A 16,333-nucleotide genomic window follows, 5' to 3' on the forward strand; every position below is an offset into this window, starting at 1 on the left:
CTTGGCGTACTGCATAAAAAAACGCGGGCAAGACCATCGCCTCACCCGCGTTTTTTATTCACTACCGGCACATTGCCGGCATGGCGCCATTACAGCGAGTAGTACATGTCGAACTCGGCAGGATGCGTGGTCATGCGCATGCGCTGTACGTCCTGCATTTTCAGTTCCAGGTAAGCGTCGATCATCGAATCGCTGAACACGCCACCACGGGTCAGGAACTCGCGGTCCTTGTCCAGTGCGTCCAGAGCTTCTTCCAGCGAAGCGCACACGGTCGGGATCAGTGCGTCTTCTTCCGGCGGCAGATGGTACAGATCTTTCGAGGCGGCTTCGCCCGGATGGATCTTGTTGGCAACGCCGTCCAGGCCAGCCATCAGCAGTGCGGCGAAGCACAGGTACGGGTTCGCCAGTGGGTCCGGGAAGCGCGCTTCGACGCGGCGGCCTTTTGGATTGGCCACGTGCGGGATGCGGATCGAGGCGGAACGGTTTTTCGCCGAGTACGCCAGTTTCACTGGCGCTTCGTAGCCTGGTACCAGACGCTTGTACGAGTTGGTGCCCGGATTCGTGATCGCGTTCAGTGCCTTGGCGTGCTTGATGATGCCGCCGATATAGTACAGGGCGAAATCGGACAGGCCGGCATAGCCGTCGCCGGCGAACAGGTTTTTGCCATCTTTCCATACGGATTGATGCACGTGCATGCCCGAACCGTTGTCGCCAACGATAGGTTTCGGCATGAAGGTGGCGGTCTTGCCATAGCTGTGCGCCACGTTCCACACCACGTATTTCAGGTTTTGCGTCCAGTCGGCGCGCTCGACCAGGGTCGAGAACTTGGTGCCGATCTCATTCTGGCCGGCGCCGGCCACTTCGTGATGATGTACCTCAACCGGGATGCCCAGCGATTCCAGGATCAGGCACATTTCCGAACGCATGTCCTGGAAGCTGTCCACTGGTGGCACCGGGAAGTAGCCGCCCTTGACGGTAGGACGGTGGCCGCTGTTGCCGCCTTCGATGTCCTTGCCGGTCGACCACGAACCTTCGTCCGAACCGATCTTGACGAAGCAGCCCGACATGTCGATCTTCCAGCGCACGCTGTCGAAGATGAAGAATTCCGGCTCAGGGCCGAAGTAGGCGGTGTCGCCCATGCCCGACGATTTCAGGTAGGCTTCGGCGCGTTTCGCGATCGAGCGCGGGTCGCGGTCATAGCCCTTGCCGTCCGACGGTTCGATCACGTCGCACTGCATGAACAAGGTCGTTTCTTCCATGAACGGGTCGATATTGGCCGTGTTTGGATCCGGCAGCAAGATCATGTCGGACGCTTCAATGCCTTTCCAGCCAGCGATCGACGAACCGTCAAAGGCGTGGCCCGACTCGAATTTGTCCATGTCGAAGTGCGACACGGGAACCGTCACGTGCTGCTCTTTACCACGGGTATCGGCAAAGCGGAAATCAACGAATTTGACTTCGTTTTCTTCTACCATCTTCAAGACTTCTGCGGCTGTCATTGCCATGCGTATCTCCTAAATGAATGTGGGGTGAGCCGACCTTAGTGCGTCTGGGCTGATGAAGCGAAGCAAACATTGCGTGCCACCAAAACTCATAAGGATCATAGCAGATTCCATGCCAGCTCCAGGAGCCCCCTGGTGCCGGCAACAAAATTACTGCCATCCCAGTGAAAGTTTCATGCCCGCGATTTTCCTGCTGCGTTTGCGTCAAATCAAGAATGCACTATGCAAGTGCAAAAAACGAATAACGCACCATTATCGTGCATTTTGTATGAATTTCTGGAAAATGCCTCGTTGTGGTGCAACGACTGTGCACCATGGTTTCCCGTTTGCGGGGCGCGGACGGCGCACTATAATCGTACACACCTGCCCACTTTCATCGAGGACGCCATGACTACCGCCGCCGACATCCTGACCACCGCCCGCAGCCGGGCCAATGAAGGCACGCCCTATGCCGGCGCCGTCACGCCGCAGGAAGCGTACGACCTGCTGCAAGGCGACGCTGCCGCCAAGCTCATCGATGTGCGCACGAATGCCGAGCGCGATTGGGTCGGCCGGGTCGACATCGCCGATACCCAGCATGGTGCGGTGCAGTGGGCCACGTATCCGGGCGGCGCGCCGAATCCCGATTTCCTCGCGCAACTGGCCGCCCAGGCCGGCAAGGATGAGGTGCTGCTGTTCCTGTGCCGCTCCGGCGTGCGTTCGCGCCATGCCGCCAAGCTGGCGACGGAGCACGGCTATATCAACTGCTTCGACATCCTCGAAGGCTTCGAGGGTGACAAGGACGCCGATGGCCACCGCAAGCAGATCGGCGGCTGGTGCAAGGCGGGGTTGCCGTGGCTGGGCGCCTGACACTGGCAGCCGAATTATCTGAACAGTGTTTGATCTGGCGGGCCACCATGCGGTCCGCCATCGGCTACAACCATCCATGCACGCCCGCTTTTTCAAGAGCGGCGCAGATTTACCTTGCGAATATGTACCTTATATAGTACAACGTAGAGGTGCGTCATGGATGCTTCCGGCTTACGGCAGATTACCCTGCTGTTCTATGCGAACGGCAATGGCGGCGAACCCGTGCGCGACTGGCTCAAATCCTTACCCATCGAAGAGCGTCATGTGATCGGGCAAGACTTGATGCATGCGCAATGGCGCTGGCCCGTGGGCATGCCCCTGTGCCGCCACTTGGGGCACGGTGTGTCGGAAGTGCGCAGCAGCTTGCCCGGCAACCGCATCGCGCGCGTGCTGATCTGCCATCACGGCGATTGCCTGGTGGCGCTGCACGGCTTTATCAAGAAAACCCGCGCCACGCCGGACGACGACCTGGCGCTGGCCCGCAAACGCCACAAGGAACTGACATGAACGCCACCGCTCCCCACCTCGGCAGCAGTCTCGACGACTTCCTCAAGGAAGAAGGCATCTTTGAGCAAACGCAAACCCGTGCCATCAAGGAAGTGATCGCCTGGCAACTGACGCAGGCCATGCAGGAACAATCGCTGTCGAAGACGCGCATGGCAGCCCTGCTGCAGACGAGCCGTTCGCAACTCGACCGCCTGCTCGACCCCAGCAGCGACGTGACGCTCTCTACCCTGGAGCGGGCCGCCGCGCTGGTCGGGCGCAAGCTGTCGATCACCCTCGTTTAAGCGGGTTCAACGTTCAGGCCGGCTCGCCCGCCTCGGGCGCCGGATGCTCGCCCATCAGAGTCAGGATGCGCTTGCGCACGAAATTGATGTGGCTGCGCAAGCCATACAAACCATCGGCAAACGACAGCGGTATCGATATCTGGTTGACCATTTCCTCGATCTGGTCCAGCCGTTGCAATTGCGCCGCATAGACTTGCGCGCGCTGCGCTTCCGGCACGTCTTCCAGCGCCTGCTCGACCGTGCGCAGCTGGCCGTACCAGCGGTACACGCGCGAGCGGATGCGCCACACGTACAGGGGCGGCACCACGCGCGACAGGGGCAGGATCAAGGCGCCCAGCGCCACCACCAGCACCCACATGCGGTCAAAGAAATTGGCCAGCCAGAAACTCATGTAGCGCTGCAGCACAGGCGCGCCATCCTTGTAGAATTTCAGCGCTTCCGGTGCCACGGGAATCTCCGTGTAGCGCGCGGATGGGAACTGTCCCTGCTGCTGGAACCAGCCCGTGCCGCCATGGATGCCGGCTGCCGCCTGCACGAACAGGTCAACCAAGGCAGGATGCAAGTCTTCGCGCGCGACCAGGGTGGCGGTCGGCGCGATCAGGTGATAATCCTGCGCGGGAATGTTCTGCCCCAGGTCGACGATGCCGCGTGGCAAGACGACATGCGTAAGGAAAGGCAGGCGCCGCGTGTACGCTTCCGCCTGTGAAAAGTCAAACAGCTTGATGCCCGGCGTTTGCAGCAGCATCTGGATCAGCGGCGCTTCCGGCGCCGAGCTGAACACGAGACCGTCGATGCGCCCTTCCAGCAGCTCCACCGTGGCAGGCGTGTTCTGCAAGTCGCTCACCGTCAAGTCCTTGGCTTCGACGCCATTTACGGACAGCAACTGGCGGAACAGGCCGGGCACGCCCGTGCCTTCCGGCCCCAGGTTGATCTTCATGCCCTTCAGTTGCGTCAGCTCCGTCACGGCCTTGTCTTCGCGCATGAACAGCCAGACGGGCTCCGTAAACAGGCTGCCCAGGGAAATCAAGCCATGGCGCTCGGCATCGTCATGTTCCGTCGAGCCGCTTTGCACGAAGGCAATATCGGTCTTGCCCGCGTTCAGGCGCTGCAGGTTTTCCTGCGAACCCAGCGACGGCTGCAAGGTCACCTTGATGCCGTGCTTGGCCAGCGTGGCCGCATATTTCTTGCCGAACTCTTCATACGCGCTATTGTCCTGCCCCGTCGACAGGCTCACCTGGCGTGGCGGCGCGGGGTCGACCAGCCAGTACGCGAGCGCGCAAAACGCGCCGACCAGCAGCAAGGTGGGACCGGCGGTGGCGAGGAAGTCGCGCACGGAAAAGCGGCTGAACGCGAGGATTTTGGACATGTGGTGGCGCATAGGTTTCATGGGTGGCTACGATGCCAAGAAAACCCCAACTATGCAAGGCACTTTCACATGCGCGGCGCGGCCAATTCGGCTACAGTTCTGGATCGCCCACCTGCCTATGGAGTCCCGCATGCTGAAAATTCTTGGAAAAGCCGCTTCGATCAATGTCCGTAAAGTCCTGTGGACGTGCGAGGAACTCGACCTGCCGTATGAACGCGAAGACTGGGGCAGCGGCTTTCGCAGCACGGACGACCCGGCTTTTCTCGCCTTGAACCCGAACGCCATGGTGCCCGTGCTGCTCGACGGCGACCTGGTGCTGTGGGAATCGAACACGATTTGCCGCTACCTGTGCGCCCAGGCGGGCCGCGACGACTTGCTGCCGAGTAATCCGCGTGCCCGCGCGGAAGTGGAAAAATGGATGGATTGGCAAATGGGCGATTTGAACAACAGTTGGCGCTACGCCTTCATGTCGCTGGTGCGCCACAGCCCGGCCCACCAGGATGCGGCGCAGCTGGCGGCCGGTATTGCCGGATGGAACAAGATGATGGGCGTGCTGGAGCAGCAGCTGCAGCGCACGGGCGCCTTCGTCTGCGGCGAAGCGTTCACCCTGGCCGATATCGTGCTGGGCCTGTCCGTCAAGCGCTGGCTGATGGCGCCCATGCAGCGTCCCGACTATCCGGCCATCGCCGCGTATCACGCGCGCCTGGAAGGTAAAACGGCCGTGTTTGCCGGTTAGTCCAGTTCGATTGCCTCGACCGTGCCGCCGATGACATAGCAATCGCCATCGCGGCGCACTTCCTCAAGGGTCGCCGGGTCGGCGTGCGCATACGTGCCGTCGATATCGACGCACCAGACATCGCCGAAACGCAGCAACTTCACGCCGCAGCAGATGCGGTTGATGAAGTTGCCCGGCGTCCTGATCAGTACCTCCCGCACTTCTCCCACCGTGATGGCGACTTTGCGCCAGACATTGCCTTCCAGTTCATGATTCCTCGCGTACACCACGATGCGCACGCTCTGCACGCCCCGGGGTCCATATGCTTGCTCGAATGATACGAGCGCGCCATCGTCAAAACGGTGATATTGCGCAAATATCTGCTGTGTTCTTTCCATGGATTCTTTCTCCTCCATAAAAAAACCGGCCCATTCAGGCCGGCTTTTAATTGCAGCAACGATTTAATTCGTGCACTGCTTGGCCACGCCCTCGGCTGGCGCGGGCGCCTCGATCAGCGGCATCAAACTCGGCGCCAGGGACACCAGCAGCTGCACGGGCAAGGCACTGGTGAAATCGTAGTTCTTCGATTCCGGTCCGCGCACATACGCCGTCATGCTGCCATAGAAGCGCTCGCCGATATTGAACACAAATGTCGCCGAGCGGTTCACATAGCGCGACTCGATCAGGCGGCCACCGGCGCCGTACACGTCGAAGCGCTGGTCGCCCGTACCCGTCTTGCCGCCCATGGGGATCGGCACGCCATCGGCGCCGACAAACGCCGTCTTCGCCCGTTTCGCCGTACCGTCCGACACCACTTCGCGGATGGCCTTGGCCACTGCCTTCGCCACGTCCGGCGACAGCACTTGCTCAGCTTCCACCTTCGTGCCACGCTTGACCATGGTGTCGTATGGCGTATTGGCGGCGAAATGCATGGAATCGATGCGCACGCTCGGTTTACGCACGCCATCGTTGATGATGATGCCCATCAACTCGGCCAGTGCGGCGGGACGGTCGGCCGATGCGCCCAGGGTCGTCGCGTACGACGGCACGAGCGAATCGAATGGATAGCCCATCTTCTTCCACTGGCGGTGGATTTCCAGGAACCCTTCCACTTCCAGCAAGTTGGCGATGCGGCGGTCCTGCGCATGCTTGCGGTGCGTATTGAACAGCCATTTATAGACTTCCTGGCGTTCCTTCTCGCTGGCCGCCACCATCTGCGACAGGGTGGAACCTTCGTGCTGGCGCAGATACGCCACCATCCACAGTTCCAGCGGATGCACATTGGCCAGGTAGCCACGGTCGGCCAGCGACCAGTTTTCCATCGCGTACTGCTGGTACATCTTGGCGACGCGTTCGGGCGGTACTTCGTTTTGCGACGTCAAGTTGGCATTGAGGAAATCGCCAAATTCCGCGACGGTCCCCTTCGGATTGACGGTGCGGAAAATATTGGCCAGGCGCACGGGGGTCGGGCGGATGCTGGCCAACAAAATCTTTTCCTGCTCGTCAACGCTCTTGCCGCGGTATTTCTGATAGAAGCGGTGCAGGAATTCACGCCCTTCCTTGTCGGCAAAACGGCTCAGGTACTGGGCCCGGCGCGGATCATCCGCATCCGCCAGCAACGAGGCCGAGGAATCGGGACGCGAAAACATGTAATAGCGGGCCACGTCGCGCATCAGGCGCACGAACACCAGGTTGGTCGACTGGCGCAGCGCCTGCTGCAAGGTCATGATGCGGCTGTCGTCGAGCTTGGAGAAGTTGCCGAAATGGTGCAAGCCGCCGCCCGTGAAGAAGCCTTCGCCCGGGTTGCCCGAATATTTGCGTTCCATGGCGGCCGCCAGCATGGCCGGCAGGTTGCGCGCCTCGCCGAGTGCCAACGGTTTCAGATAGGCAATCGCCCACTGCGACAGCATGTCCTTGGGATCGACGGCGATCTTATTCAGCTCGGCGGCGCCCATGCCACTGTAGCGCTGGTGCAACTGGTCGATGATGTCCAGGTAGGTGACCAGGGTGCGCAGCTTGGCCGTGGAACCGAGGTCCAGCTTGGCGCCTTCGTTGATGTCGAGCGGCTGGTCGTAGTTATCCGTCTGCACGCGCAGCAAGTTGGCTTGATCGCCCTTTTGCAGCAGGGTAAAGCTGTAGACCACGTTGGCCGGGTCGCCATTGCCCAGCATGCCCTTGCCCGTCAGGCCGGCCGCTTTCGCCACTTCCGGATCGCGCAATTCGCGCAAGACCTTGGTGACGGCGTTTTGCGCCTGCGCGTCGAGCGTGCTGACCACTTTCAGGTCGAGGCGGTCGAGGTTGTACAAGCGCGGGTCGCCCAGCATGCTGGCCAGGTGATTACGCACGGCATTCGAGGCCTTGCGCGTGACGAACGAGGTCGATGCTTCCGATTGCACGCCGGACGCCGTCGACGGACGCAGCTTCTCGGCGATGGCCGCATTGCGCAGCTGCGGCGAAATCACGCCCGCTTGCGCCAGCAGGCGCAGATGGCTGTTGGTCAATTCTTCCAGGTCGGCGCCGCCGGCCACCAGGTAATGCGATGGACGGCGCTGCGCGATCAAGAGGCTCAGCGCCTGCTTGTAGGCCAGCGCGCTGCCCGGCTGGTCCATATTACCCTTGAGCAAAGTCTTCACTTCGGCAAATGGCCTGCCATACCAGACCCACATGCCGTCGCCAATGCCGTTGACTTCGCCAAAACCGCTCTTTGCCGACAGCGGCACGGTATTGAGGTAATTGACGACGATCTTGCGCCGCGCTTCCATGGTGTTTTCGCCATCCTGGTACGAGCGCAGGCTGGCCGAAATCATCTGCAGCAACTTGTCCTGCATGGAACTGGTGCGGCCGTCTTCCGAATGCCGGTATTTTTCAATTTGGGTAGCCAGAGTGCTGCCGCCGCCACTGCGGTGGCCGCCGAACAGGTTCAGCGCCTTGTCGAGGACAGCCTTGCTCAAACGGTCCCATTCCACGGCGGGATTGCGCTCGGGCGTGCCCGGGTCGAGCAATTCGCGGTTTTCGATGAACAGCAGGCTTTGCACGAGCGCGGGCGGCGCTTCGGCAAAGCCGTCGAACATGCGCTCGGGATAGCTGGCCGCGAACAGGGGCGCGGCGCGGCAATCGAGGATGGTCAGTCCGGCGCGGTTTTTCTCGTGGTACGTGGCAAAGATGCCCCGGTCGACCAATTGCACCATTTTCGGCGACATGCGCGCCTGCGCCGTCACTTCATAGTCGCGCGCATTGAGCTTGCTAATAAAATCCGGCAGGCTGGCATAGCCGAGCCGCTCATCATATGGCCCGTGCTGCGGATAGCGGATGGCGCCCGCCGGTGCCGGGCCAGGCTCGACCTTGAACGCCAGCTGGCGGTCCAGGCGCGTGAAAAACTCCGCCTGCAGGGCCGAGGTGCGCACTTCGCGCATGACGAACCACGCCGCGCCGGCGATCAGCGCCAGCACGATGATGGCAAAGATGGGCCAGATGCGCGAACGGCGCTTCTTCGGCGGGCGCGCCGGCGGCGGCGCCTCGGCGCCCGTGTCGGAGAGTGGATCAGAGGGGGGCCGCTCTTGCGCGGCCAGATTGACGCCTGTGTCTTTCATGGGATGCTGGGGTAAGGTTGGGTTTGGACGGCGCGGGAAATGCGGTAGCGATACCGCTCCGCGCGGGATAAGACCAGGGCCGGCCAGGGCCGGTCACGACAAAGCTTGCTTAACATGATGTCCATACCGGTGAATCAAAAAAACACGCTACTGCACAGGCAGGCAGCCCCGCGTTTGACACGCCAGGCTCCTGTTCACCATTCCACCACATCGGCATGGGAACGACTGACGAGCGCACACAAAAATCTTGCTTCATTGAAGATTTTCGCAAAAAAACAACGTCTTGGAATGTACGCTTGCGTACATAGATGCAAGGCGGGCTGGACGCCGGCGAAAAAGCCGCCGGCGCCGGGCTGGCTGCATGTCAGATGGTGGTGTATTCCGCTTGCAAGGTATCGAGCGCGGCGCACATCTGCGCGAAGGCGGCCTCTGCCTGCGCGGGCTCGCCCTTGACGCCCAGTTCGATATGCCGGCGCGTCTGCGCATCGCCCACGCTGGGCAGGCTGAACACCTTAATCAGCGGAAACTCTGTTTCCAGGCGCACCATCAGCGGCGTCAGCAGGGATTCGGCCGTTTCATACACGAGCAAGGCGTGTTCCGCGCGCGGCACCTGGTTGAACAGGTGCGCATAATGCGTGTCGAGCACCCATTCGATCATGGGCCAGGACATGATGGGAAAGCCGGGCACGAAATAATGTTCGCGTATGGCAAAGCCGGCAATCTTGTTGTACGGATTCGGAATCAGCTCGGCGCCTTCGACAAATTCCGCCATTTTCAGGCGGTGCAGGTTTTCCGGCGAGTTCAAATCGGCCGGCACGCCCGCCTCTAGGCCCATTTCCGTGATGCGCTGCTGGATATTGACCTTGCCCTGCGGATGCAGCACCAGCGGCAAGCCCAGCGCATCGGCCGCCGCCTGGCGCGTATGGTCATCCGGCGTGGCGCCGATGCCGCCAAAGCTGAAGACGATGTCGCCGCTGGCAAAGCTGCGCTTGAGCAGGGCGACCAGGCGGGCCGGCTCGTCGCCCACGTATTCCGCCCAGCTCAGCTGCAAGCCCCGTGCCTTGAGCATGCTCACTACTTTCGGGAAATGCTGGTCCGTGCGCTTGCCCGACAGGATTTCGTCGCCGATGATGATCAATCCGATAGCCATGAAGCTCCCTCGTAGAATTCGATAAAAATACTCAGGCGTCCGCCGGCGCCACGTCGGTCATGCCGCGTACGCCCCGCAAACGCGACAGTGCTTCCAGGCAGTAATACTGGAACCACAGGCCCGTGAAGATAAAGATCAGCACATACAGCCAGATGGCGAACGCCGCCAGGAAGGGGAAGAACACCACCGACATCACGCCGCCCATCCACAGCATGCCCGGCACGGCGCCGGCCGCGCCGGACACCATGCCGATGGCCAGCAGGGGCCAGCGCTGCGTGCGCATGATGGCGTGGCGCTCTTCCGCGCTGGCGTAGTCGGCCATGGCGTCATACGCCATCACGCGGTAGGTCAGCCAGCCCCATAGCACGGCTTGTCCCGCCAGCGCGGCCGGCGGAAACGCGTACAGGGGCAGCAGGATGACCCAGGCGATGATGAACAGCAAAAAGGTGGCCAGGGACGTCCCCACGCTGCCCAGCAGGCTGCCGCCATGTTTCTTTTCCAGCTCAGGAAAGTGCCGCCCGCCGATATGGCGGCCGATGGCCGGCATGGCGAACAGGCCCATGAAGATCAGCGCCGTCAGGATCATCAGCGGCAGCAGCATGAACATGGCGATCAGCGGCACGATCACGGCCTTCAGCACGCCCAGGCCAAAGGTGGACAGCACCTGCCCGCTGGTGCGGAAGAAATCGTACTGCGTAAACAGCGCATGCAGGCTGTCGATCAGCGGCTGCAAGCCCACATACAGCAGTCCACCCCACAGCACCAGCGACAGGATGAACGGCGCCACGCTCAGCAGCAATATCCTGCCGTGCAATTGCGACAGGAAAGCACGGCCATACGAATTCAACACATTACGCATCAACGGCGTCCTTTTCGTTTGATTCTTGCAAATTCCACCATGCGGCGCAGGCCCAGCCATTGCTGCTGCCAGAAGCCGTGGCCATAGCTGCGCCCCGGCCGGCCCATGCCCTTGCTATCGATACGGGCCAGCTGGTCGCGCACACCCGTGCGCGCATAGCCCGCCGAGAAATTCGCGGTGCCCAGCAGCATATCCCAAATCGGCAAGACCACGCCGAAGTTGCAACCGCCCATGCTGCCCTTGCCTTTCGACTCGTGCCCCACGCCAATCGCGTGATGCGTGCGGTGGAAACGGGGCGAGATCAGCAGCCGCTCACCGATGCGGCCGAAGTGTATCCTCACATTTGCATGCTGCAAGCTTTGCAGGATGCGCGAAATCGACACCAGCAGCACATACTGGCCCGGCGGCACACCGATACCGAGCGCCACCAGGGCCATCACCACGTCGCGCAGGAAGTCATCGAGCAGGTGGTTGCGGTCATCGCTCCACAAGTTCATGTTTTGCTGGCTGTGATGCAGGCTGTGCAAGCCCCACCACCAGCCGAAATGGTGCGAGGCCCGGTGGTAGCAATAGTCGACGAAGTCCAGTATCACAAAATAAATGATAAAACTGAGCAAGGGACTGATGCCGGGCAACAGCGATTCCAGGTTCAGGGGATGAATATTGTCGAAACGCAAGGCGCCCGCCAATGCATCCATCAGCGGATCGAGCGTGAAAAAGACCACGACAGAAAACAGGCCGATGCGGTGCAGCACGGTGTAGATAAAATCGTTCCAGCGGGCGCGCGGGTCGGTGATCTTTTGCGCGGGAATCAAGGCTTCAAGCGGGCGCAGCACAAGAAACAGCAGCACCAGTTCGCACAGGCCGATCAGCAGCCACTCCGTGCCCTCGAACGCTTCTTCCGTGAATTCGCCAAAGCCCAGGTGATACACGAGGGGGTTCACGATGGTCTGGAACAGCCAGCCCTGCGCCACGCCAAAGGCGTCGACGACGGCGTCGATGACGGGAGTGACGTGGCCGAGGATGTCGGCGGCGATCATGGCTGGCCCTTCTTCTGCGCGTAGGCAGGATGCTCGCGCAGCGTGGCAAAGCAGAACCCTTTGTCTTGCAAGCCGGAAATCAAGGCGTCCAGGTTGGCGGGCGCCCACGCATCCTTGCGCGACCAGATGCCCATATGCGAAATGAAAATATCGCCGCTGCGCAAGTTCGCCAGCGCTTTTTTCAGCAACATGGCGTTCGGATACTTGTCGCTGGGCAGCTCATCGCCGGAATACCCCGCAGGCGCCCAGCCCGCATGCTGGTAGCCGCAGGCGCTGCCGGCCGCCAGGGTGCGCGGCGACGTGTAGCCGCCCGGCGCACGCCAGAATGGGTCGAGCTTGTGCCCGGTCAATTCCTGGAAGCGCGTATCGACGCGGCGCAATTCCTCGCAGAACTGTTTATCCGTGAACGACGCCAGCTTGCCGCCGTCCTTGCCGAACTGGGGCTTGACCTGGATCAAACCGTTGGCCAGATCCTTCTTCCAGTACACATGGTCAAACGTATGCGTGCCGAACGCATGGCCTTCGGCGACCCGGGCTTTCCAGTACGGCGCCCACGAGGCATCGAGCGAATAATCTCCGCGCGTGGTCTTTTCATTGGCGAGGAAGAAGGTTGCCTTCACATGGCGTTGATTCAGCACGTCGGCGATCAGTTGCGCTTGCGACTGGCTGCCCGTGTCGAAGGTCATGTAGATGGTGCCCTTGCAGGCGGCCGGGGCGACAGGTACGACGGCCTGCGCGGGCGACAGCATGGCGCTGACGCACAACAGCATGGCGGGCACGTGGCACGCGGAAACCAGACGTTTCATCAGCACACCCGCCATCACATGCGCGGCGAGTGGGTGGCGAAATACACGCCATGGGGCGAGCGGCCCACCGGTATGGTCTTGATGACCTTGCGCGTCGTCAGGTCGATCACGGCCACTTTCTTGATCCAGCGCAGGGTCACCCACATGGTCTTGCCATCGGGCGTGATTTCCATGCAGTCGGGGCCGCCCGGCACATTGATGGTGCCCACGTTTTCCAGGGTTTTCTGGTCGATGATGTTGATCGTGTTCGACACGCGGTTCGAGACGAACGTCATGCGGTTGTCCCCCAGCGCGCGGAAATTATGCGTGCCGGCGCCCGCCTTGATGCGCTTGACGGTCTTTTGCGTGCGCCAGTCGATCACTTCCACATAATCGCTGCCCATGATGCCGACCAGCAAATGCTTGCCATCGGGCGTCATCGTGATGCCGGCTGGCGCCGGGCCGACGGGCATGGTCCACTTGACTGTTTGCGTGGCCAGATCGATGGCGCTGACCTGGTTGCTGCCCTGCTGCGTGATGAAAGCCATGGTGCTGTCGGCCGTGAACGCCATGTGGCTGGGCAACTTCGGCAGCGGGATGCGCTTGGCCAGGGTCAGGTTCTTGCCGTCGTAGCGGTACAGGTCGATGCGGTCCAGGCGCAGCGAATTTGAAATGAACCACTTCTGGTCCGGCGAAAAGCCGATCTGGTAAGGATCGAGGATATTGCTGATGCGGCGCTGGATCTGGCCCGAGACAGGGTCGAGGAAAATCAGCTCGTTGCCGACGGAACTGGCGACGATCAGCGACTTGCCATCCGGCGTTTCCATCAGATGGTGCGGTTCCTTGCCGACGGCAAAGGTAGACAGGGGAGCATAGGTTTTCTGGTCCAGCAGTTGCACCGTAGCATCACGGGAATTGAGCACCACCACCACTTCGGCTTGCGCCGTCGATATTGCGGAAACCAGGCACAGCGAGGAAAAAACAAGGCGGCATAGACTGCGGAACATGGAAGAAATCACTGTTAAATACAAAACATGCATTTTACGTGGAACACTGTATTTATTGTGTTAAATCCCCCCTTAAATGCGACCGGCAGCCACACATCGTCGTAATTTCTGGTTTTTCCCTGCGCCGGGCCTGGAATGGCGCTTTGCAACTCATTGCTCTACAATCTGAAGCTTTCATCGCCTACACAAGGATTATCATGACCACCACCACTACCGCTTCCGGCCTGCAATACATCGATACCACCGTTGGCGAAGGCGCTGAAGCGCAAGCTGGCAACAATGTTGTCGTGCATTACACGGGCTGGCTGCAAAACGACGACGGCAGCGCCGGCGCGAAATTTGACTCGAGCAAGGACCGCAACGACCCATTCGAATTCCCGCTGGGCGCCGGCCGCGTCATTCAAGGCTGGGATGAAGGCGTGCAAGGCATGAAAGTGGGCGGCAAGCGCCAGCTGATCATCCCTGCAGCACTGGGCTATGGCGCACGCGGCGCCGGCGGCGTGATTCCACCGAACGCCACCCTGATTTTCGACGTTGAACTGCTGGGCGTATAAGAACAGACTCCGCAGCGCGCAAGCGACTGTACCAGGCGCCGCCCCTGTTCACTCAGCGGCGGCGTTTTTGTTTTGAGTGTGTCCTCTAATGCACGGCACGCTTTTTTCACTATGATGTCAGGCACTGCAGCACGCACGGTGGCCACTCCGCCGGGCCTGCCGCACTTTTCCAGCGATTCCATCAGCACACAGGAGCCATCATGAGTTTACAAGAGCAATTCGAACAAGCGCAGCTCGATTCCAAGACCCTGTCCGAGCGTCCGGACAATATGACCTTGTTGAAAATCTATGCCTTGTTCAAGCAAGCCTCGAGCGGCGACGCCACGGGCGAGCGTCCTGGCATGACCGACTTCGTCAACCGCGCCAAGTTCGACGCCTGGGCGGCCCTGGCCGGCACCTCGAAGGAAGAGGCGCAACAGCAATACATCGACCTGATCGAAGACTTGAAGGACTGATCTTCCCCTGCCCCGGCACTTGCCGGGGCAGTATAATTTCTGTATGACACCATCACCGATTTCCCGGGTTTCGCTGGCCCATGCCGACGACCTGCCCCGTTTGTTCGACGTCTGGCACCTGTCCGTACGCGCCACCCACGATTTTCTCGCCGATAGCGATATCGCCTTCCTGATGCCCTTCGTCCGCGATGAGCTGGCCAGGGTGACGGCAGCAAGCCTGCTGCACGTGCTGCGCGCCGATGACGGCGTCGCTCAGGCCTTCCTGTGCGTCGAGCACGCCAAGATCGAGATGCTGTTCGTGCATCCCGACCGGCGCGGCAGCGGCGCCGGTCGCGCGCTGGTCCGGCATGCCCTCGCGGCGCTGGGCGCCACGGCCGTCGATGTCAACGAACACAATACGCAGGCATATGGCTTTTACCGGCACCTGGGCTTTATCGTGGAAAACCGCTCGGAATGCGACCCGTTCGGCAAGCCTTTCCCCATTTTGCACCTAAAACTGGCCGAAAGGGCCTAAAAACTCACCAAAAACCACAAAAACAGGCCGTTAACGCAAAAGTGGCTACCGAATCGGTAGCCACTTCTTTCAATGCCGGGTAGCGCTGAAACTTACTTCTTTGCCGCCGCCAGCGCTTGCGCGATCCAGCCATCAAATTTTTGCTGGTGGAACTTGATCCAGCCAGCCGTATGGCGGGCGATATCGGCCTGCGTGTTTTCGCCGCGGCGCATGCGCTCGTTCTGCGCATTGATGTCCGCCACGGGCAATTGCATCACTTCGAACAGCTTGGCCGCGGCCGGATTTTTCTCCGCCCAGGCCTTGTTCGACACGATGCGCGCCGTGTTGACGGCAAAACCGTAGTCGCTGCCATCGTCGAGGCGGGTATTCACCTTGTCCGGATTGGCCGAGAACGGCACTTTCAGCCAGACCACGTCCTTGCCCGGCACCAGCACGCCACTGACCCAATACGGCGTCCACGTGTAATACAGGATGGACTCGCCACGCTTGTAGCGGCCCAGGGTATCGGCGATCAGGGCCGCATAGCTGCCCTGCACGTGCGTCACCGTCTCGCGCAATTTATACGCATCCATGTGGTTCTCGATCAGCGCTTCGCAGCCCCAGCCGGGGTTGCAACCCGTCAAGTCGGCCTTGCCGTCGCCATCGTGGTCGAACAGCTTGGCCAGGGTGGGGTCGCGCAACTGGTCGATATTCGTGATGTTGTACTTCTCGGCCGTCGCCTTGTCGATCAGATAACCTTGTGCGGCAGGACCGGCGTATTGGCCCGTGCGCAACAGCTTGGCGTCGCCGCCCGCATTGTTATAGAAATCCTTGTGCATCGGATCCCAGTGCACTGCCATGAAGGTGGCGTCACCGTTGGCGATGGCGATATGCGCGGTCGGATACTCCACTTCCTTGATCGGCTGCACTTCGTAGCCCAGCTTTTCCAGGGCCTTGTCGACCAGCATGGTCTGGAAGGTTTCTTCCGCGATCGAGCTTTGCAGCGGCTGCACCTTGACGCCCTTGCCGGGCAGCGCATCGGCGGCCACGGCCGGCGTCTGCGCCATGGCCAGGCTGGTGGTCAGGGCCAGGGCGGCGATCGCCAGGGCGGAAAACAGCTGGAACTTGCGTTGCGATTTTTGCGTCACTTTAAAATTGTCAATTTGATGCATGTGTATCC

General features: G+C 60.9%; 17 protein-coding genes. 7 read left to right on the forward strand and 10 right to left on the reverse strand.

Annotated features, from left to right (window positions below; translation table 11 throughout):
• Positions 1-89: 89 nt before the first annotated feature.
• On the reverse strand, positions 90-1,505 hold the full coding sequence (gene glnA, locus CSQ92_RS21525) for a type I glutamate--ammonia ligase (RefSeq protein ID WP_029496182.1): 1,416 nt from the start codon (positions 1,503-1,505) through the stop codon (positions 90-92).
• A 384-nt stretch (positions 1,506-1,889) separates the two neighbouring features.
• On the opposite strand from glnA, the gene CSQ92_RS21530 reads away from it, so the two are divergent.
• The 3 genes from CSQ92_RS21530 (at position 1,890) to CSQ92_RS21540 (ending at position 3,139) form a co-directional block, all read left to right on the forward strand.
• A complete protein-coding gene (locus tag CSQ92_RS21530) occupies positions 1,890-2,351 on the forward strand; it encodes a rhodanese-like domain-containing protein (RefSeq protein ID WP_099395326.1) in 462 nt (153 codons plus the stop codon).
• A 156-nt stretch (positions 2,352-2,507) separates the two neighbouring features.
• Positions 2,508-2,858 (forward strand): type II toxin-antitoxin system RelE/ParE family toxin, encoded by a 351-nt coding sequence (locus CSQ92_RS21535; RefSeq protein ID WP_099395327.1) that lies wholly within the window; start codon positions 2,508-2,510, stop codon positions 2,856-2,858.
• The gene (locus CSQ92_RS21540; RefSeq protein ID WP_077400232.1) at positions 2,855-3,139 is read left to right on the forward strand and encodes an XRE family transcriptional regulator; all 285 of its coding nucleotides are present in this window, start codon (positions 2,855-2,857) and stop codon (positions 3,137-3,139) included. Before CSQ92_RS21535 ends, CSQ92_RS21540 begins: the two co-directional genes overlap by 4 nt.
• A gap of 13 nt (positions 3,140-3,152) precedes the next feature.
• Here the strand turns inward: CSQ92_RS21540 and CSQ92_RS21545 are convergent, their stop codons facing one another.
• Positions 3,153-4,505 carry a TAXI family TRAP transporter solute-binding subunit gene (locus CSQ92_RS21545; RefSeq protein ID WP_099395406.1) on the reverse strand — a complete coding sequence of 451 codons (1,353 nt, stop codon included), beginning with the start codon at positions 4,503-4,505 and terminating at the stop codon, positions 3,153-3,155.
• Positions 4,506-4,635: 130 nt separating this feature from the next.
• Between CSQ92_RS21545 and CSQ92_RS21550 the strand changes: the two genes are divergently transcribed.
• A complete protein-coding gene (locus tag CSQ92_RS21550; RefSeq protein WP_099395328.1) occupies positions 4,636-5,241 on the forward strand; it encodes a glutathione S-transferase family protein in 606 nt (201 codons plus the stop codon).
• On the opposite strand, the gene CSQ92_RS21555 is transcribed toward CSQ92_RS21550, so the two are convergent.
• The 7 genes from CSQ92_RS21555 to CSQ92_RS21585 all read right to left on the reverse strand — a co-directional run bounded on the left by CSQ92_RS21555 (position 5,238) and on the right by CSQ92_RS21585 (position 13,651).
• Positions 5,238-5,618, reverse strand: coding sequence for a hypothetical protein (locus CSQ92_RS21555; protein ID WP_099395329.1), 381 nt, complete (start codon positions 5,616-5,618; stop codon positions 5,238-5,240). The two genes, CSQ92_RS21550 and CSQ92_RS21555, sit on opposite strands and share 4 nt — an antisense overlap.
• A 63-nt stretch (positions 5,619-5,681) precedes the next feature.
• Entirely contained in the window at positions 5,682-8,810 is a 3,129-nt protein-coding gene (locus CSQ92_RS21560; protein ID WP_099395330.1) for a transglycosylase domain-containing protein, read from the reverse strand.
• A 364-nt stretch (positions 8,811-9,174) separates the two neighbouring features.
• Complete coding sequence (locus CSQ92_RS21565; RefSeq protein ID WP_099395331.1) at positions 9,175-9,960, reverse strand: competence/damage-inducible protein A; 786 nt, start codon at positions 9,958-9,960, stop codon at positions 9,175-9,177.
• A 31-nt stretch (positions 9,961-9,991) separates the two neighbouring features.
• Complete coding sequence (locus tag CSQ92_RS21570; protein WP_099395332.1) at positions 9,992-10,819, reverse strand: EI24 domain-containing protein; 828 nt, start codon at positions 10,817-10,819, stop codon at positions 9,992-9,994.
• Entirely contained in the window at positions 10,819-11,859 is a 1,041-nt protein-coding gene (locus tag CSQ92_RS21575) for a sterol desaturase family protein (RefSeq protein ID WP_092611839.1), read from the reverse strand. The genes CSQ92_RS21570 and CSQ92_RS21575 overlap by 1 nt, the downstream gene beginning before the upstream one ends.
• Positions 11,856-12,665: a polysaccharide deacetylase family protein gene (locus CSQ92_RS21580; protein WP_180277082.1), complete on the reverse strand. Its 810-nt coding sequence runs from the start codon at positions 12,663-12,665 to the stop codon at positions 11,856-11,858. Before CSQ92_RS21580 ends, CSQ92_RS21575 begins: the two co-directional genes overlap by 4 nt.
• 14 nt (positions 12,666-12,679) lie before the next feature.
• Positions 12,680-13,651: a YVTN family beta-propeller repeat protein gene (locus tag CSQ92_RS21585; protein ID WP_070260058.1), complete on the reverse strand. Its 972-nt coding sequence runs from the start codon at positions 13,649-13,651 to the stop codon at positions 12,680-12,682.
• A 197-nt stretch (positions 13,652-13,848) separates the two neighbouring features.
• Between CSQ92_RS21585 and CSQ92_RS21590 the strand changes: the two genes are divergently transcribed.
• From CSQ92_RS21590 to CSQ92_RS21600, 3 genes are all read left to right on the forward strand, one after another.
• A complete protein-coding gene (locus CSQ92_RS21590; RefSeq protein ID WP_034782471.1) occupies positions 13,849-14,205 on the forward strand; it encodes an FKBP-type peptidyl-prolyl cis-trans isomerase in 357 nt (118 codons plus the stop codon).
• 200 nt (positions 14,206-14,405) lie between these two features.
• On the forward strand, positions 14,406-14,660 hold the full coding sequence (locus CSQ92_RS21595) for an acyl-CoA-binding protein (RefSeq protein WP_034782468.1): 255 nt from the start codon (positions 14,406-14,408) through the stop codon (positions 14,658-14,660).
• 43 nt (positions 14,661-14,703) lie between these two features.
• A complete protein-coding gene (locus CSQ92_RS21600) occupies positions 14,704-15,174 on the forward strand; it encodes a GNAT family N-acetyltransferase (protein ID WP_099395334.1) in 471 nt (156 codons plus the stop codon).
• A gap of 92 nt (positions 15,175-15,266) precedes the next feature.
• Here CSQ92_RS21600 and proX read toward each other — a convergent pair whose 3' ends face one another.
• Positions 15,267-16,325 carry a glycine betaine/L-proline ABC transporter substrate-binding protein ProX gene (gene proX / locus CSQ92_RS21605; RefSeq protein ID WP_034782466.1) on the reverse strand — a complete coding sequence of 353 codons (1,059 nt, stop codon included), beginning with the start codon at positions 16,323-16,325 and terminating at the stop codon, positions 15,267-15,269.
• Between the last annotated feature and the right edge of the window lie 8 nt (positions 16,326-16,333).

Source organism: Janthinobacterium sp. BJB446 (assembly GCF_002735655.1).
Classification (GTDB): domain Bacteria; phylum Pseudomonadota; class Gammaproteobacteria; order Burkholderiales; family Burkholderiaceae_D; genus Janthinobacterium; species Janthinobacterium lividum.